Genomic DNA, 16,851 nt, shown 5'->3' with positions numbered 1-16,851 from the left:
GCCCTTGAATAACGAACAGGATCAAGATCGCGTGATCATAAGAAGAAAGAGAAGAAGATCGGAGAGGAAAGACGATAAAACCGGAGGAATCTTGGCCCTCCGTCTGTTCTTCGTGTTTTCCTTTTTTCTCGTCGTCTACTTGGTCGGAACCCTCGTCTGTCCTTGGACCGGACTTTGGGGACGGTCTTTAGGGGATTTCATTCTGGGGCTTTCCGGAGGGGCTACTGTGATTCCCTTGTTCTTTCTAGCCTATTCTCTTTTTGCCCTCGGAACCGGCAGAAAGATAACTTCCCCTCTCAGACAGATCGGAGGAACCGGGCTTCTCTTTATCTGTGGGTCAATCTTGACCGGAATAATGTCCATGACTGGACCTCAGCCCAGAATTCTGACACCGGGCGTCATGGGAACCATGCTGGCAGGGTTGTCGGTAGAATGGATAGGGGCTTTGGGCACGCTGATAGTAGGTATTTTCTTGACGGTGTTATCGGCCTACCTCTACGGTATTTCTGCAATTAGGCCCGAGGCCGTTCTCGGATGGATTCAGGGCATAGTACTTCGGTTCAGGGCCAGACTGCCAAAGAGGCCGCTTACCGATGAATACAACCCCTCCGAAGACGTATCATTGGACTGGGAAAACGAGCCAGTTCCAGAGATATCCATAAGGACGGTGTCCTCCGAGAATTCGGACGAACGTCTCGATGACGACCTATACGAGGACCAGGAGAAAGAGGAAGAGGAAGAGGAACTTCTCCTGGAGAGTTGTCCAGAGACGGTTCTTTACGATGATGGCGAGGAGGAGCTTTTCTCATCTGACGAGGAAAATGGCGAGGAAAAACAGTTATATCCTGATGTCTCTTCCACCTCCCACGAAAAAGACTACGAGGGGAACGATGACGAGACCGACGAGGCAGAAATCCTGGAGGAGACGGATCCTACCGGTCCCTTCCCTCCGCCGATGGATCTTTTCGGCCCCGGAGAGACTGGGGATCCCAGAAACGATCCGATGATACTCCGTCAAAAGGGTTTGGACATAGTGAGCGCTCTTTCCAGCTTCGGAGTGGACGCCGAATTGGCCCGTACCGTCGAGGGACCTACTGTCATACAGTATCAGATCCAATTGGCTCCAGGGGTTAAGGTCAGCAAGGTTGCGGGTTTGAGCAAGGATATCGCCGTGGCCCTGGCGGTCCCGTCTTTGAGGGTGGAGGCCCCTATCCCCGGGACGTCCTACGTAGGCATAGAGGTCCCCAACAAGAACAGGCGCCCTGTAACGCTCCGTTCCGTGATGGAATCCGGAGAGTTTTCTAATTCTGACGTGATTCTCCCTCTTCCTCTGGGATTTCGAGTAGACGGATCCCCTTTGGTGGTAGGACTAGAGGAACTTCCTCATCTCCTGGTAGCAGGGACGACCGGTTCGGGTAAAAGCGTCTTCGTCACGAGCTGTATAACCGCTATGTGCGCAACCAGGACACCTGCGGAGCTGCGTTTTATACTGGTCGACCCCAAGCGAGTCGAGATGGCTATATACGAAAAACTCCCTCATGTGTTGGCAAAACCGATCGTGGATCCTCAAAAGGCGATACACGCTTTAGGTTGGGCTGTCCGCGAGATGGAGAGACGGTACGAGGTCTTTGCCAGGACAAGGGTTCGTCAGCTGTCGGGTTACAATCAAAAAGTGCTCCCGAAAGACAGGCTACCACATATAGTGATAGTGGTGGACGAGTTGGCCGATCTGATGTTCACCGCCTCCAAGGAGGTGGAGGATTTTATCTGTCGTCTGGCTCAGATGGCTCGAGCCACCGGCATCCATCTTATATTGGCCACCCAGAGACCTTCCGTAAACGTCATCACGGGGTTGATAAAGGCCAACGTCCCCGCCAGAGTGGCTTTCACCCTTCCGTCACAGACTGATTCCAGGACGATAATCGACGTAACGGGAGCACAGCAACTTTTGGGTAAGGGCGATATGCTGTTTTCCAGCACTAAATTTCCAAGACCCATAAGGATCCAGTCTCCTTTCATAGACGAAGATACCACCTTACAGGTCATAGACTCTCTTCGACGTTCTTTTGGGGATCCCGAGTACGTCGAGCTTGAGGACCAACAAAACGGTAAAGGAGGAGGTAGCGTTGACTTTTCCTACGACGATAGACTGGAAGAGGCTATCAGACTCGTCCTCAGCAGTGGCATCGCCTCGGCCAGCAGATTGCAAAGGCAGATGCGGGTAGGATTTACCAGGGCCGCCAGGATGATAGATACCATGGAGCAAATGGGGATCATAGGTCCTCAAGACGGATCTAAACCTAGAGAGATCTACGTCGACGAAGAAAGGGCGGAGGAAATACTTGAGGAATATCTCTGACGACGAAGGCAGAAATCCTGTCGAATTGCCCCGTGTAAGCCTGTATTTAGAGGGCCTTCACGAAGGAAAGAGAGGAAGGGTCATGATCGCAGGCGGCAGAAAGCCGATATCTTCCTGGCTTAAAGACCTCTGCCCTGGCCGAGACCTGTGGGCGGTGGATTCCGGTGCCGATTCCTGCATGAAGGCAGGTATCGTCCCCGATCTGTGTTTAGGCGATTTCGACAGTCTATCTCGTTCCTGCTTCGATTGGTTGCAAAAAAATGCCGTTCCTTTGGAACGGCATCCTGTCGACAAGGATTTTACGGATCTTCAGTTAGCCATAGAGAGAGATAAGCGAGATCCGTCAAATTATCTGATAATAACCGGATGTTGGGGAGGTCGATTCGACCATCTTTGGAGTCTGGTGATGTCTGCCTTTGAGGCGGATATGTTCCCACATGGTCCCACCGTCTTAGCCGATCACAGAGAGCTGATGTTTTTCTTGAAGGGAGGGGAATCCTGTACGGTCTCCCTGAAAGGCAAAGGGGTGCCTAAGGCCCTGTCCCTGCTGGCCCTGTCCGATAAGGCGGAGGGAGTTTCGGTCTCCGAGGTGAAGTGGCCTCTCTCGATGGCCTCTCTGAGGCGAGAGAACCCCTATGCCGTAAGCAACGTAATCTTGCCCGATGTAGATAAAATACCGGTAAGCCTCGAGAAGGGCGCTCTAGGAATCTACGTCACCTGGGATACTGAAGGGGATTTTTCCTAAAAAGGAAGCGGGCCCCTAGAGGGCCCGCTTAACCTTACCGGAACGAAGACAGCGAGAGCATATACGAAGTTTTCTCGTTTCGCCGGCACCGAGATCAACCCTAACGGAATGAAGGTTGGGAAGCCAGCGCCTGCGGGTCTTCCTGTGGGAGTGACTTACGGAGTTGCCCGTTACCGGCCCCTTTCCGCAACAGTCGCACACCTTAGACATGATATAGTGGCCTCCTTACATAGGTTCAAATCGACTGGAGCATTGTACCATATAAGAGCCGAAAGGGACAACGATTCTTTACAGCTAGGGGAGTGTGAATATGAGATTTTCCGAAAAGATGACCCTTTTAGAGGAAATCGTACATAAATTGGAGACGGAAAAGCTCCCGTTAGAGGATTCTCTGGAGCTTTTCGAACGAGGGATATCCTTGGTCTCCGAGGCCAAAGGTTTTCTCTCCGAAGCTGAACAGCGCATATCCATGGTTACCGATAAAGGGCAGGAACCAGTCATATTGGAAGGGGTAACGGAAGATGGCGGACGCTGATATCCTGAAAAGAGAGCTGAAAGATAAAAAAGAGATCTTTGAGAGGTATATGGAAGATTGGGTGGGATCCCGTCCAGAGGGAGTTCCCCCTCGTATGTGGGACGCCATGGTCTACTCTCTCAAGGTTGGGGGTAAGAGGCTTCGTCCCGTGCTCTGCATGGCGGCTGCGGAGCTTTTAGGAGGAAGGTCCGACCTGGTTCTGCCCATGGCCTTGGCCTTGGAGATGGTCCACACCGCGTCTTTGATACACGACGATCTTCCTGCCATGGACGACGATGTCCTCAGAAGAGGACAGCCTACCAATCACGTCGTCTACGGTGAGGCCTTGGCTATATTGGCAGGGGACGCCCTTCTGTGTCAGGCCTTCGAACTTCCTCTGACCGAGCTCCCCTCGGAGATTCCCAGAGGGAACGTCGTCAAGGCGGTGGCTCACTTCGCCAGATCGATCGGCCCAGGCGGAATATGCGGGGGACAGGTTCTGGATATGGAATCGGAGGGATCCGAGGAAGAATGTAGTTCTCCTACGGAGATATCGACCTTGAAGACGGCTGCTTTGATCAGGACATCACTGATCACAGGGGCCATCCTGTCGGGAGGAAGTGCCGAGGATCTAGAGGCACTGGAGAGCTATGGTCTGGAACTCGGAGTGGCTTTTCAGATAGCCGACGATATACTGGACGTGAAGGGTGATCAAGAAGAACTTGGCAAATCCCTGGGAAAAGACGAAGCTCACGGTAAGAGGACGTTCGTGAGCGATCTCGGCATGGAAGGCGCTATGAGGAGACTGAAGGAGAGGACCGAACGGGCTATCTCGTCGCTGGATCGGTTTGGAGAGAGCAGCGCTTTTCTCAGAGAATTGGCCCTCTATCTGGAACACCGGACCAGATGAAAGGAGATCGGTCATGTCTATACTCGAAAACATGGAAGGACCGGATGAACTAGAAAGGTTAAACTATGCAGATGTAGACATCCTCTGTCAGGACGTCAGGGATATGATAACCGACGTGGTCTTCGAAAACGGTGGACATCTCGCCTCGTCTCTCGGAGCGGTAGAGCTAACGGTATCGATATTGAGAAACTTCGATCCTTACAGCGACCGAATAGTATTTGACGTGGGACATCAGACCTATTCCTATAAGATACTGACCGACAGAAGAGATCGTTTCCACTCGGTTCGAAGTTTGGGGGGGATCAGCGGTTTTCCCAAGAGATCCGAGAGTCCCTGCGATCATTTCGACGTAGGACATAGCAGCACGTCTCTGTCCGCTGCGTTAGGCTATGCAAAGGCCAGAGATCTCCTGAAAAAAAATCACGAAGTCGTGGCGATAATAGGGGACGGCTCCATAATAAACGGGATGGCTTTCGAGGCTTTGAATCACCTCAAGGAAGCGGACACCAAGGTTATATTCGTCCTGAACGACAACGACATGGCTATAAGCCCGAGAATCGGTGGAGCTGCGAATCATTTCGCTCACCTCAGCGCCAACCCATATTACCGTAAGCTCAAGAAGGCCATCAAGGAATGTTGCAAAGGCATCCCTAAAGGGGAGACCATTGAGCACATATTGGGGAAGGCTAAGGATCAGATAAAGAGTCTGGTGAAGCCGGAAAATATCTTCGACTCCCTTGATATAGATTACTGGGGCCCCTTCGACGGGCACTCGGTGGAGGAGATGGACTTGATATTCTCCCTCGCAAGGAAGTTCGATAAATCTGTCCTGATCCATCTTATAACCCAAAAGGGAAGAGGACTCGAGATGGCGGAGAGAGAACCGAGCGTTTATCACGGAGTTTCCTCCGCCGTTTCCCGGTTGAAGAAGGCCTCAAAAAGCTGGAGCCAGGCCGTAGCGGACGAAATCGGAGATCTGGCGGAAAGGGATCCCAGTGTCGTTGCCCTAACTCCTGCGATGAAAGAAGGATCTAAGCTCAACGGTTTTGCGGAAAGCTTTCCCGATCGTTTTTTCGACGTGGGGATAGCCGAAGAACACATGGTTACCATGGCCGCCGGGATGGCGGCAGGGGGGCTTAAACCGGTCGCTTTCATATATTCCACCTTTCTTCAAAGGGCGATGGATCAGATGACCCTGGACGTTTGCCTCCAAAATCTACCGGTCTTATTCGCCATAGACCGAGCTGGCATGGTCGGAGAGGACGGAGAGACCCATCAGGGACTCTTCGATATCGGATGGTGTCGAATGATACCGAATCTGGTCGTTCAGGCACCCAGAGATTTGGTGGACCTTAAAGCCATGATCGCCGAGGCGATGAATAGAGATGGACCTACCGCTATAAGGTACCCCAGAGGAGCGGTGGTGACCTCCCTTTGTCGAGAGGGATCGAAATCGGTGCAGGGTCTTAAGGCAGAAATACTCTATCCCTCGCTGGGGGAGGTCACCTATATGGGCATAGGGAAGACCGTGAACTTTCTAGCCCAGGCCAGAGATGAGGCCATAAGGAGGCTTTGTCCCTCTCCCGGCCTGGTGGATCTAAGGACCATAGCCCCTCTGGACTATGAGACCCTGGACCCCATACTTCTGAGAGGTGGCACTGTGGTAACCGCCGAGGACGGTTACTTGGACGGAGGCATAGGAGAGGCTATAGCGGCCAGATCCGCGGAGCTCAACGCCGACGTGTCCATTCACCGTATGGGAGTGAAAAAAGCCTTCCTTCCTCATGGAACGGTTGAGGATCAATGGGACATATGCGACATGACCCTGGAGAAAGCGGTGTCTTTTTGCGGTGAAAAAACGGAAAGAAAGACTGGATAAAAGGATGGTCGAGCTAGGTCTCTCCGAGACGAGAAGTAGAGCCCAGGCCGTTATCATGAGCGGCGAGGTCCTGTTGAACGGCGAGGTAGCGGATAAAGCCGGTACTCCTGTCGCCTCGGATGACCTGGTCGAACTTAAAGCCAAAGGGCGTACAGAATGGGCTAGTCGTGGAGCTTATAAACTTCTTGGAGGATTGGATTCCTTTCCCGTGTCGCCTGAGGGAAAGGTTTGTCTGGATGTGGGGGCCTCCACCGGAGGCTTTACCGATGTCCTGCTGTCCAGAGGGGCGGAAAAGGTCTATGCTGTGGACGTGGGGTACGGGCAGCTTCATTGGAGATTGAGGACCGATCCCAGGGTCGTCATAATGGAGAGGACGAACGCCAGGTACATCGTCCCGGAGAATTTTTCGCCTTTGCCGTCACTGGCTGTTATGGACGCCTCTTTCATCTCGATAAGGCTCCTGCTGCCTGCGCTTGAAAGGATCCTTCTCGACGGCGGAGAAATATTGACCTTGGTCAAGCCTCAATTCGAGGCGGGGCGAGATAGGATCGGAAAGGGGGGAGTGGTGAAATCGTCCAAGCTACATTTGGATATCCTGAGAGAGCTGAACGATTTCATCTCTTCCTATACGAACCTGGGGCTTCGTGGCTGTATCCCATCTCCCATAAAAGGCCCCAAGGGGAACGTAGAATTTCTTTTTTATCTCGTTAAGGGAGACTCGCCGCTCTCCATCGACCTGGCAGCCGAGGTTGAGAAAGCCCACGAGGGGGAAATGAATGGATGACTCTGAATAAGGTCTTGGGACTTATCGTCAACACCCAGAAGCCGAAGGCTATAGAGACGGCTCTTAAGCTTTTGCGTTGGGCACCGGAAAACGGGATAACGTTCAGACTTCCGCCTATGGAGGCCTCCGTTTTGGGGATGCCGGTGAACGATAGAGGCTGGAAGGACGGCATATCCGTGGCGATCGTCATAGGCGGAGACGGCACATTTCTCAGGGCCGCTCGTTATGTCTTGGACGATCATATAGCCCTTTATGGAGTAAACCTGGGACGTCTCGGTTTTCTAGCCGCCGGCGACAGGGAAAACGTGGAAGACGATGTCCTCAAAATAGTCGCGGGAGACTATCAGATCCAAAGAAGACAGCTCATGCTAGGCGAACTTTACCGATCGAATCACAGGGAACACGTCCTATACGCTCTCAACGATCTGGTTCTGACCAAGGGAGCTCTCGCAAGGGTCATGGAGGTCGATATCAAGGTCTGTGGCAAACCGACCAGCGTACTCAGGGCGGACGGCATAATAGCCTCGACTCCGACCGGGTCGACGGCATACGCTCTATCGGCGGGAGGACCGATAGTACCTCCTCACGTACCCTGCATGATCATGGCCCCCATCTGTGCCCATACTCTCTATGCCAGGCCCATGGTTCTCGGACCAGAGGATGTCCTTACCCTCTCTACCAAGGGGGAGAGCCGAGATATAACCCTCACCCAAGACGGCCAACTCGGATACGAGATACTTCCGGGAGATAGGATCGATATAAGTCTGGCAAAAAACAAAGCGGTGGACACCCTTTGGCTGCCGGGAAGGGACTACTACGATCTTTTAAGTAAAAAACTCATGTGGGGACAGACCTTCTACGTCTCCGACGACGAGGAGTGATCTCTTGATAGAGGAGCTTCATATACGTCATATAGGAGGTATAAGGGAGAGTCACCTTCAATTTTCCTCCGGTCTGACAGCCATAACAGGCGAAAGCGGAGCTGGCAAAAGCAGCGTGGTCAGAGCCCTGGAACTTGCGTCCGGAAAGAGGGCCTCTTCCTCCATGATAAGGTCCGGCAGCGACTCGGCAGAGGTGGAGGCCGTTTATCTTTTCGACGAGGAAGATCCCGATTTTCTCTACGGTTCGGAGGACGGGCGTCTGTTCGTAAGAAGGGAGATCGTAAAAAACGGACGAGGAAAGGTGCTCCTTCAAAACAGACAGGCTCCTGTAGGAGTCCTGTCGGAGGTATCCCAAAGGCTGATAACTATACAGAGTCAGTTCGCTCAGTTAGAGCTGCTGGATCAGGATAAACAGCTGTTTATCCTGGATCTCTGCGGTGGGGAGGAACTGAAAAAACTTCGGGAAAATCTGAGGGAGCAGGTCAAGGCGACCATATCCATAGAGAAGGAGCTTCAGAGCCTCCGACAACGACAGAGGTCCGTCACGGATCGATTTAAAAGCGCCGAGGAAGTAGTCCACCGCTGGAGAAAGATGGATATCTCCGAGGAAAGCGAGGCCCTCTGGGAAGAGGAGTACAGAAGGCTGTCGGAGGAACTTGGCCGTCTGAACGACCTTCGTAAAATCGTCATAAGGATGAAAAACGACGAACCGGGAAGCGTCAAGGAAGAGTTGGACGATTTGATCCATCGTCTATCTCAGCTTCTCCCCAGGGATAGATGCGATGAGCTATCCCCGCATATGGAAGCTATAGTTGAGGGATACGGGGCTCTTCTAAACGAACTCGAAAATGATTCCGACGAGGATCGTCGATCCGCCGTAGAGGAAAGTGTCGAAGAGCTTGAGTCAAAGATAGGCCACCTCAGGAAACTTAAAAGAACGGCCGGTGTGACATCTCTGAAAGAGCTTATCCTTTACTGTAGAGAGGCGGACCAGGAGCTGGATTGGCTGTCCAAGAGCAACGATCTTAGACAGGCTCTGGAGAAGGACGTGGAGGAGCACAGGAAAACCGCTTCCAGGATGGCCTTGGCACTTAGAAAGGTGAGAAAAGAGGCGGCTTTATGGCTTGAGGCCAGGGTAAACCGATGCCTGACCGAGATGGCTATGGAGGACGCTCGCTTTTCGGTAGGTCTGATAGAGGAGACAAAGCTCAGACCCAACGGGGCGGACTCGGTCGAGTTCCGACTTGCATGGGGACGGAACGAGCCAGGACCGGTCTCTAAGATGGCATCCGGAGGGGAATTGAGCCGCATCCTTTTGGCCATAAGGCTTTCTCTTCCGGAAGAGAATCGGCCTCCTACCGTCGTTTTCGACGAGGTGGAGGCCGGTTTGGGAGGGAGAGCCGCGGTGTTGGCCGGTCTTAAGTTGAAGGACCTTTCCCGCAGGTGCCAGGTGATCATGGTTACCCATGAGGCATCTATCGCGGCCCTGGCGGACGTACATCTGGTCGTCAAAAGGGACGGGATGGACAGCAATATATCCGAACTAGGGGACGAAGAGAGGGTATCCGAGATAGCTAGGATGCTCTCCGGCGATCTGGATATGGATGAGGCCAGATCCCATGCCTCCATGCTCTTGAGACGAGGGGAGTCGCCCACTACCGTAAAGTAGATAAAGGTGCCTAAAAGCGTGAGCTCGAGGCGAAGCCGTCAAAGGCCATACCTCCTTGACTTGTATGGAACTTTCCCTTAAAATGCAAAGGCTGTTGATATACCGCGTGAGACGGGTCTTTAAAAGCTAAGCTACCCGTGCTCAGCGAGAGGAGGAAGTATAATGTACGCTATAATCGAAACAGGTGGAAAACAATATCGAGTTCAGCCAGGAGACGAACTCAAGATCGAGAAGTTGGCGATCGAGGAGAACGATCAGGTCTCCTTCGACAAGGTTCTTCTTGTAGGCTCGGATGACGACGTTAAGGTCGGGACCCCTCATGTCGAGGGAGCCTCGGTAAAAGGGACCGTCCTCACCAACGGCAAGAACAAGAAACTGATCGTCTTCAAGTACAAGAACAAGACCAAATATAGGAGATTCAGAGGGCACAGACAGCCCTTCAGCTTGGTCAGAATAGACTCTATCGACGGCTGATGACCAAGGTGGTGATCTCCCGGCGGAATGGTTTAATATACGCTCTGTCGGTGGAGGGACATTCAGGATATGCCCCTTCGGGGGAGGATATCGTCTGTGCCGCGGTCACCACGCTTGTCCAGGCTCTCCATATAGGTCTTTCCGACGTCCTCGGTAATCCCGTGGATAGTTGCGTAGACCAGGAAAACACAAAGATAGCCCTTGAATGGCACGGCATATCGCCGGAGGTCCAGGCGATAGCTGCAACGATCTGCGAGAGTTTCAGAGCTCTTGCGGAAACCTATCCGGAAAATGTACAATTGGTGGAGGTGCAGGAAGATGCTTCGTAATCTATTAAGTCTTCAGTTTTTCGCCCATAAAAAGGGACAGGGGAGTAGCTCGAACGGAAGAGACTCTCGCGGACAGAGGCTTGGGCTCAAGCTCAGCGACGGTCAGATAGCCAAGGCCGGCAATATCATAGTTCGTCAGAGAGGTACGTCCTTTCACCCCGGCGTCAACGTTGGACTCGGCAAGGATTACACCCTGTTTGCTTTGAAGGACGGTATCGTCCGTTTCAAGAACAAGGGTACTAGAAAATACGTCACCATAGAAGAACTCACCCCGGCCGTTTAAGGGAGCTTCCTGCTTGGTCGAGAGTGATCTACTCAGGAGCGTAAGTTCTTTTATCCAGCTTTCTAGCGGGCCTAGGTAATCCTTGGCCCGTTTTTTGTCATTCTCACCCTGGAGGGTAGGTACAACTATGAAATTTGTGGATATAGTAACCATACAGGTGGCTGCCGGTAGAGGCGGAAACGGATGTATGAGCTTTCGCAGGGAGAAGTTCGTCCCTAAAGGAGGTCCCGATGGCGGAAACGGCGGAAGGGGCGGTCATATTTTTCTCGAGGCCACTACGGATCTGCATACCCTGGCGGATTTCGAGTACTCTAGACATATCTCTTCCGACAACGGGGCTCACGGGCAGGGAGCCAAAAAATTCGGTGCCAACGCATCGGACGTGGTGATAAAGGTGCCATGTGGCACCATCGTCTTCGACAAGGAGACAGGCGAGCCGCTGGCGGATCTGGTGGAGCCCGGCGACCGCTGTCTGGTGGCCAGAGGCGGGAGAGGAGGGAAGGGCAACGCTCATTTCGCCAACTCCAGGAGACGGGCCCCCCGTTTTTCCGAAAAAGGCGAGGACGGGGAAAAACGAAAGATAACCATGGAGCTCAAACTGATAGCCGATGTAGCTCTTGTAGGGGTTCCTAACGCGGGAAAATCGTCCCTTTTGGCGGCGATATCCAACGCGACCCCTAAAATAGCCGATTATCCCTTTACCACTTTATCCCCTAATCTCGGAGTCATGAGGATAGACCAGGATAAAATCGTCGTAGCCGACATACCGGGACTGATCGAAGGGGCTCATCAGAATAGAGGACTAGGCCATTACTTTCTTCGTCATATAGAGAGGACGAGGGTAATCGTCCACGTCCTGGATCTCAGCTCCGGCTCCCTCGAGAGCGTCGTTAATCAATGGAAGACCGTTCTGGATGAGTTCCAGGCTTACAACGCTGATCTGTTGGAGCGACCCTATATAGTCGTGGGGAACAAGATCGACATAGACTCGGCCAGGAATTTGATCGATCAGACCTATGAATTCTTCTCCCAAAGGGATATCCGCTTCATAGCTACAAGCGCTTTGAGTGGAGAAGGGGTCCAGGAATTCATGGATCATATAGTCTCGCTGTCCAGAGAACATCCAAGACCTACGGGAACCACGAGGTTGTTCGCGACGGTGGAGGAGGATCTTCCAGAAAAAAGGACCAGGGATAAGGTCCAGATCCTCAGGCTTCACGAGTCCGGCTGCTTCAGGGTGATTCATCCCAGGATAGAGGCCGCTTCCGCGAGATACGATTTCGGTCAAGAAGAGGCTGCTGTGAGGTTTATGAGGATACTTAGACAATATAAGGTGGAGGAACTTCTGGAGGCAAGTGGAGCTCAGGAGGGAGACACCATATATATAGGCGACGTCGCGTTCGAGTTCCAGCCGGAACGGGCTTACTGAGAATCGTCATGTCCTCTGTCCGTAAGATCGGCGTGATGGGAGGAACCTTCGATCCTATACATCATGGACATCTGGTAGCGGCGGAAGAAGCCTATAACGCCTTGGGCCTGGAGAGGGTTATATTTATTCCCACTGGAGATTCTTTTCATAAAAAGGACAGACGAGTCACGTCTCCGGAAGACAGATATATGATGACCTGTCTGGCTACCTTGGAAAACGATCATTTTAGGGTCTCTCGGATCGAGATAGACAGACATGAACCTAGCTATACAGTGGAGACCATGAGAGAGATGAGCCATTGGTACCCCGAGGGGACCGCCTCTTTCTACTTTATCACTGGGGTGGATGCGGTCATGACGATGGAGAACTGGCATGAGCACGAATATCTTTCCGGATTATGTACCATCGTGGCGGTAAGTCGTCCCGGTTACGATCGTGATGAAAGCCAGGGAGAAATCTCCTTTCCCGGCTTTCTGAGGGACTCGGTCGTTCCTCTCTCCATTCCATCTCTGTCCATATCGAGCACCGACATAAGAAAACGGGTAGCAAAAGGGGAGAACATAAGGTACTTAGTGCCTCCTCTGGTGGAGAAGTTCATAGATAAGAAAGGGCTTTACAGGAAGGAAGGATCGGGACATAGAGCATAAAAGAGGTGAAATTGATGGTACGAAAGACGAGGATCCTTTTCCTTATATTCGTCGCTCTCTTCGCCACTGTCGCCGGAGGAGCCTGGCGATTGAAGGGATTGGTCTCTCCGGAAGCACAGGATATAAAGCAAAAAATTCAATTCGACGAGAAAACCGGAAGCATAAACATACTGGCCTTGGGGGTCGACGACGTAGAAGGGGTGCATCGATCGGACACTATAGCCTTCATCACTCTGGACATAGACAACAAGAGGATAAAGGTGATGTCTCTCCCGAGGGATACCAGGACGACCATAAGGGATCATGGGACTCAGAAGATAAATCATTCCTACGCTTACGGTGGGGTAGACCTTCTCAAGGAAACTGTCGTCAACCTGATAGGTATGCCGATACATTATACCTTGGCGGTAAACTATGAAAGCTTCCCTAAGATAGTGGACTCTCTCGGCGGTATCGACGTCGATGTTCAGAAAAATCTTCGCTACAGGGACAACGCCGGTGGGCTATACATAAACATCAAGAAGGGATGGCGCCATCTGGACGGCAAGACTGCCCTCGAATACGTTCGATTTCGTCACGATGCTCTCGGCGATATAGGACGAATTCAGAGACAACAGAGATTCCTGAAGGCCCTGCTTAAAAAGCTCTACGATCCCTCTACCATGTCCCATTTGCCGGAGATAACAGAGGAAATTCTCTCCGTAGTGGAGACAGACATACCTCCGAGTCAGGCCTTACAGTTGATAAGCTATTTAAGGGACATCTCTCCTGATAGGATTTCTTTTTTCACCATGCCTGGAAAGGCGGCTATGATAAACGGAGCCAGCTATTGGTCACCGGATCTTCTCCAGACATCTACTTTGTTGACGTCCAGTCAGGATCTGTCGGGTGCCATGGACCTCAGCGGTCAAGGTGAAGCGAAAGAAGAAGGGGTAATAGAGGATCTCGTATCCGAGATAAACCGTCCTATCGCAGTCTTGAACGGAGACGGCACCTCAGGTCTGGGAAAAAATATATCCTCCAGACTGGAAAAACATGGCATAGAGGTCGCTTACGTAGGCAATGCCAAACATTTTGACTTCCACTACAGCACTATAACCCACAAACCCGGAGAGGACTCCAAAGATGTCGCCCTCGCCTTGGCCAAGCTTTCCGGTATCCCAGAAAATCTGGTCAAAGAAGACCGGGGGGCCTCCTATAGTGCAACTTTGATATTGGGACACGACAAAGACAGGATAATCGCTAATTTAGACAGATAGGGGAGGGTATCTTCGTGGAATACAGCAAACAAGCCGATTCGGTAGCCAAAGCAGTTTCCGACAAAAGAGGAAACGACGTCACGATAATGGACGTCAGAGAGGGGTCTACCATTGCGGAGGAATTCGTGGTCGTCACCGCCAACTCGGACGTTCATATGAAGACACTCTGCGAAGCCGCTTCGGATGCTTTAGAAGACTTGGGGGTGTCTCATACGGTCGAGGGCCAGACCAGCTCCATGTGGCGTTTGATAGATGCGGGATACCTACTGGTTCATGTCTTCAGCTCAAGAGGTAGGGAGTTTTACGATCTGGAGAGGATATGGGGAGATCATCCTCACATCAAGCTTGAAAATAAAGACTGATTTTAGCATGGCCCGGACCACAGTATACCGGGCCATGCTTTATAGAGGTCATGTCCTATAATATATCTTATGTTGCTTATAGGATAACAAAGATACAGGGACGCATATAAAATTGCGTCCCTGTATCTTTGGGTACTGTCCAGTATGTTTCGCACATTAATATTTGACTCAGCAGGCCCATATAGGGCTATGTTCGGTTTTTAAGGCTTTCTGTGTCAGCTTACGATGGCATTATTTTCTTGCTCCAGTATCTGTTCTCTGAGATGCTCCATGTTCATGTAGGCTCTCTTACCCCACTGGGTGGAAGCTACATGCCTGACTCTGGCGGATACCAGCATCAGGGCCGATTCCCCGTCGGGGAAGTTGCCCACGACCTTTGTCCTTCGACGGATCTCTCGGTTCAGTCGTTCCAGAGAATTGTTGGTTCTGAGCCGCTTCCAGTGTTCCGAGGGAAAATGGAAGTAGCTCAGGGTCTCCTCGTAGCCTTCCTGGACGATCTTGGCGGCTTTCTGAAGTTTCATGGCCTTCAGCTTTTCGACCACGGCTTCAGCTTTTTCTCTGGCTGCTTTCAGGTCTTCCTGGTTGTGTATCGCCTTCAGCATCAGGCTTACTTCTCGTGCCTTCCCCTTCGGGACGGCACTGTAGACGTTGCGGTAGAAATGAACTATGCAACGTTGCCACAGAGCTTCAGGGAAGAAATGGGGTAGGGTTTCCAAGAGCCCCATGCTTTTATCGGAGGTGACGAGACGGACCCCTTTCAGGCCTCTTTCTTTAAGATGCCTCAGGAAGGAGGACCAGCTTTCCTTGTCCTCTCGGCTGCCTTCGCATACGCCCAGAACCTCTCTATAGCCCATCTGGTTGACCCCTATGGCTATAAGTATCGAGACGTTATGGACCTCGCCTCCCCAGCTCTTTTTGAGCCAGATACCGTCAAGAAACACGTAGGGATGCTCACCCCTGATAGGACGGTTTCTCCACTCGTCGATTCTGCCGTAGATCTTCTTGTTTAGATCGCTTACGGTAGATGGGCTTATCCGGGTTCCCCAGAGGGCCTCGGTGATGTCCTCGACCCTGCGGACCGAGACTCCGGCCAGGTACATCTCCACCAGGGCCTCTTCCACCGAGCTTTCACGGCGACGGTAACGTTCGATGATCGCAGTCTCGAAGGGGAGTTTACGGAGCTTCGGAACCTTCAGCTGCACCTCACCGGCTTTGGTCTGAAGCTTCCTGCTGTAATAGCCGGCACGGGTGTCCAGACGGTCCGGGGTACGTTCGTAACGACCGGCCTGGCAGATTGCGTCCGCCTCGGCATCCAGCAACGAGTTCAGGGTATCCTCTACGGTTCCCTTCACTATCCGATCCAGATGGGAACGGATCTCCTGTTCGTCGATCCTTATGATCTTGGAATCACCCTTTGTCTTCCCGGTGTTATCTGTGGTATCGTACATTTGCGGTAGCCCTCCCTCGGGACAATATGTTTTTGGCTTTGTCACCTAAAACATAACCCTTGTGGGGGCTACTGCCAAGTTTTTCCTCAAGTAAATGTGCGAAAGATATTTTACGTTATCTATCTTTGTCTCTTTTATCGAACCATATTCAGGAAAGATCCAGGATCTAAGGAAGCTCCTCCTACGAGTCCGCCGTCTATGTCGGTCATAGAGAACAGACTTTCCGAATTATCCGGTTTTACGCTTCCTCCGTATAGGATGGGAATTGTGGCACCGGGAAAGCGACCTGAGAGCCATTTTCTTATGGCCCCGCATACTTCCTGGGCGTCCTCAGGAGAGGCAGAACGTCCCGTCCCTATAGCCCATACGGGCTCGTAGGCCACTACGATAGAATCGGACGGGATTTTATCTCCGGAGAGTCCGGATTTCAACTGCCTCTCGATCGTCTCCCAGGTAACTCCCCTATCCCGCTCCTCCAGCGTCTCTCCTACGCATAAAACGGTCTTCAGGCCTCGGCTACAACAGGCGTTCACCTTGGCCGCTATACGTTCTTCCGATTCTCCAAAGACATGACGTCTCTCGCTATGACCGATCAAGCTGTATTCTGCTCCACAGTCCAGGGCCATTTTCACCGATATCTCGCCCGTATAGGCCCCCTTGTCAGCCTCGTGAACGTTCTGAACCCCTATGGAGAGCTTGTCCGCAACGCCCATGGATTTAGCAAGTTTGACGGCTCTCTCCAGATAGACGAATGGAGGAAATATAGCCATTACCGTTTCCGATTTTTCAGGAAAACCGGAGGATAGATCTTTAAAAAAACGGTCTATCTCAGCCCCGTTCATGTTCATCTTCCAGTTTCCGAAAAGATAGTTTTTCATG

18 protein-coding genes are annotated in these 16,851 nt (G+C 52.0%); 15 read left to right on the top strand and 3 right to left on the bottom strand.

What is annotated here, in order from left to right; translation table 11 throughout:
* Positions 1 to 4: 4 nt before the first annotated feature.
* Together DPEP_RS10860 and DPEP_RS10855 are read left to right on the top strand one after the other, a co-directional pair.
* Positions 5 to 2,359, top strand: a complete 2,355-nt coding sequence (locus DPEP_RS10860) for an FtsK/SpoIIIE family DNA translocase (RefSeq protein ID WP_241760476.1) — start codon at positions 5 to 7, stop codon at positions 2,357 to 2,359.
* On the top strand, positions 2,343 to 3,104 hold the full coding sequence (locus tag DPEP_RS10855) for a thiamine diphosphokinase (RefSeq protein ID WP_005662055.1): 762 nt from the start codon (positions 2,343 to 2,345) through the stop codon (positions 3,102 to 3,104). The genes DPEP_RS10860 and DPEP_RS10855 overlap by 17 nt, the downstream gene beginning before the upstream one ends.
* Before the next feature lie 15 nt (positions 3,105 to 3,119).
* On the opposite strand, the gene rpmB is transcribed toward DPEP_RS10855, so the two are convergent.
* Entirely contained in the window at positions 3,120 to 3,314 is a 195-nt protein-coding gene (gene rpmB / locus DPEP_RS10850) for a 50S ribosomal protein L28 (protein WP_005662052.1), read from the bottom strand.
* Between the two features lie 100 nt (positions 3,315 to 3,414).
* Between rpmB and xseB the strand changes: the two genes are divergently transcribed.
* The 13 genes from xseB (at position 3,415) to rsfS (ending at position 14,524) form a co-directional block, all read left to right on the top strand.
* Positions 3,415 to 3,639 carry an exodeoxyribonuclease VII small subunit gene (gene xseB, locus DPEP_RS10845; protein WP_005662049.1) on the top strand — a complete coding sequence of 75 codons (225 nt, stop codon included), beginning with the start codon at positions 3,415 to 3,417 and terminating at the stop codon, positions 3,637 to 3,639.
* Entirely contained in the window at positions 3,626 to 4,528 is a 903-nt protein-coding gene (locus DPEP_RS10840; RefSeq protein WP_005662046.1) for a polyprenyl synthetase family protein, read from the top strand. Before xseB ends, DPEP_RS10840 begins: the two co-directional genes overlap by 14 nt.
* A 13-nt stretch (positions 4,529 to 4,541) precedes the next feature.
* Positions 4,542 to 6,407 carry a 1-deoxy-D-xylulose-5-phosphate synthase gene (gene dxs / locus DPEP_RS10835; protein ID WP_005662044.1) on the top strand — a complete coding sequence of 622 codons (1,866 nt, stop codon included), beginning with the start codon at positions 4,542 to 4,544 and terminating at the stop codon, positions 6,405 to 6,407.
* Complete coding sequence (locus DPEP_RS10830; protein ID WP_198003074.1) at positions 6,379 to 7,191, top strand: TlyA family RNA methyltransferase; 813 nt, start codon at positions 6,379 to 6,381, stop codon at positions 7,189 to 7,191. Before dxs ends, DPEP_RS10830 begins: the two co-directional genes overlap by 29 nt.
* Positions 7,188 to 8,072 (top strand): NAD(+)/NADH kinase, encoded by an 885-nt coding sequence (locus tag DPEP_RS10825; RefSeq protein WP_005662041.1) that lies wholly within the window; start codon positions 7,188 to 7,190, stop codon positions 8,070 to 8,072. The genes DPEP_RS10830 and DPEP_RS10825 overlap by 4 nt, the downstream gene beginning before the upstream one ends.
* Positions 8,073 to 8,076: 4 nt before the next feature.
* Positions 8,077 to 9,741, top strand: a complete 1,665-nt coding sequence (locus tag DPEP_RS10820) for a DNA repair protein RecN (RefSeq protein WP_005662040.1) — start codon at positions 8,077 to 8,079, stop codon at positions 9,739 to 9,741.
* Positions 9,742 to 9,903: 162 nt separating this feature from the next.
* A complete protein-coding gene (gene rplU / locus DPEP_RS10815; RefSeq protein WP_005662039.1) occupies positions 9,904 to 10,215 on the top strand; it encodes a 50S ribosomal protein L21 in 312 nt (103 codons plus the stop codon).
* Complete coding sequence (locus DPEP_RS10810) at positions 10,215 to 10,544, top strand: ribosomal-processing cysteine protease Prp (RefSeq protein WP_005662038.1); 330 nt, start codon at positions 10,215 to 10,217, stop codon at positions 10,542 to 10,544. Before rplU ends, DPEP_RS10810 begins: the two co-directional genes overlap by 1 nt.
* A complete protein-coding gene (gene rpmA, locus DPEP_RS10805) occupies positions 10,534 to 10,827 on the top strand; it encodes a 50S ribosomal protein L27 (RefSeq protein WP_005662037.1) in 294 nt (97 codons plus the stop codon). Before DPEP_RS10810 ends, rpmA begins: the two co-directional genes overlap by 11 nt.
* A 127-nt stretch (positions 10,828 to 10,954) precedes the next feature.
* Complete coding sequence (gene obgE / locus DPEP_RS10800; RefSeq protein WP_005662036.1) at positions 10,955 to 12,256, top strand: GTPase ObgE; 1,302 nt, start codon at positions 10,955 to 10,957, stop codon at positions 12,254 to 12,256.
* Positions 12,257 to 12,264: 8 nt separating this feature from the next.
* Positions 12,265 to 12,903, top strand: coding sequence for a nicotinate-nucleotide adenylyltransferase (gene nadD / locus DPEP_RS10795; protein ID WP_005662035.1), 639 nt, complete (start codon positions 12,265 to 12,267; stop codon positions 12,901 to 12,903).
* A 14-nt stretch (positions 12,904 to 12,917) separates the two neighbouring features.
* Positions 12,918 to 14,162, top strand: a complete 1,245-nt coding sequence (locus tag DPEP_RS10790) for an LCP family protein (protein ID WP_005662034.1) — start codon at positions 12,918 to 12,920, stop codon at positions 14,160 to 14,162.
* Between the two features lie 14 nt (positions 14,163 to 14,176).
* Positions 14,177 to 14,524, top strand: coding sequence for a ribosome silencing factor (gene rsfS, locus DPEP_RS10785; protein ID WP_005662033.1), 348 nt, complete (start codon positions 14,177 to 14,179; stop codon positions 14,522 to 14,524).
* 215 nt (positions 14,525 to 14,739) lie between these two features.
* On the opposite strand, the gene DPEP_RS10780 is transcribed toward rsfS, so the two are convergent.
* Positions 14,740 to 15,972 (bottom strand): IS256 family transposase, encoded by a 1,233-nt coding sequence (locus tag DPEP_RS10780; protein ID WP_005660293.1) that lies wholly within the window; start codon positions 15,970 to 15,972, stop codon positions 14,740 to 14,742.
* 134 nt (positions 15,973 to 16,106) lie between these two features.
* On the bottom strand, positions 16,107 to 16,850 hold the full coding sequence (gene tpiA / locus DPEP_RS13585) for a triose-phosphate isomerase (RefSeq protein WP_005662032.1): 744 nt from the start codon (positions 16,848 to 16,850) through the stop codon (positions 16,107 to 16,109).
* Between the last annotated feature and the right edge of the window lies 1 nt (position 16,851).

This window comes from Dethiosulfovibrio peptidovorans DSM 11002 (genome assembly GCF_000172975.1).
Lineage (GTDB): Bacteria > Synergistota > Synergistia > Synergistales > Dethiosulfovibrionaceae > Dethiosulfovibrio > Dethiosulfovibrio peptidovorans.
Note: the sequence above shows the minus strand (reverse complement) of the source record. Positions and strands in the feature narration are given on the sequence as shown.

Bases quoted from the DNA above. Each gene is read 5' to 3' on its own strand.
- rpmB (WP_005662052.1), bottom strand. From the start codon at position 3,314: ATGTCTAAGGTGTGCGACTGTTGCGGAAAGGGGCCGGTAACGGGCAAC.
- xseB (WP_005662049.1), top strand. From the start codon at position 3,415: ATGAGATTTTCCGAAAAGATGACCCTTTTAGAGGAAATCGTACATAAA.
- DPEP_RS10840 (WP_005662046.1), top strand. From the start codon at position 3,626: ATGGCGGACGCTGATATCCTGAAAAGAGAGCTGAAAGATAAAAAAGAG.
- dxs (WP_005662044.1), top strand. From the start codon at position 4,542: ATGTCTATACTCGAAAACATGGAAGGACCGGATGAACTAGAAAGGTTA.
- DPEP_RS10825 (WP_005662041.1), top strand. From the start codon at position 7,188: ATGACTCTGAATAAGGTCTTGGGACTTATCGTCAACACCCAGAAGCCG.
- rplU (WP_005662039.1), top strand. From the start codon at position 9,904: ATGTACGCTATAATCGAAACAGGTGGAAAACAATATCGAGTTCAGCCA.
- DPEP_RS10810 (WP_005662038.1), top strand. From the start codon at position 10,215: ATGACCAAGGTGGTGATCTCCCGGCGGAATGGTTTAATATACGCTCTG.
- rpmA (WP_005662037.1), top strand. From the start codon at position 10,534: ATGCTTCGTAATCTATTAAGTCTTCAGTTTTTCGCCCATAAAAAGGGA.
- obgE (WP_005662036.1), top strand. From the start codon at position 10,955: ATGAAATTTGTGGATATAGTAACCATACAGGTGGCTGCCGGTAGAGGC.
- nadD (WP_005662035.1), top strand. From the start codon at position 12,265: ATGTCCTCTGTCCGTAAGATCGGCGTGATGGGAGGAACCTTCGATCCT.
- DPEP_RS10790 (WP_005662034.1), top strand. From the start codon at position 12,918: ATGGTACGAAAGACGAGGATCCTTTTCCTTATATTCGTCGCTCTCTTC.
- DPEP_RS10780 (WP_005660293.1), bottom strand. From the start codon at position 15,972: ATGTACGATACCACAGATAACACCGGGAAGACAAAGGGTGATTCCAAG.
- tpiA (WP_005662032.1), bottom strand. From the start codon at position 16,850: ATGAAAAACTATCTTTTCGGAAACTGGAAGATGAACATGAACGGGGCT.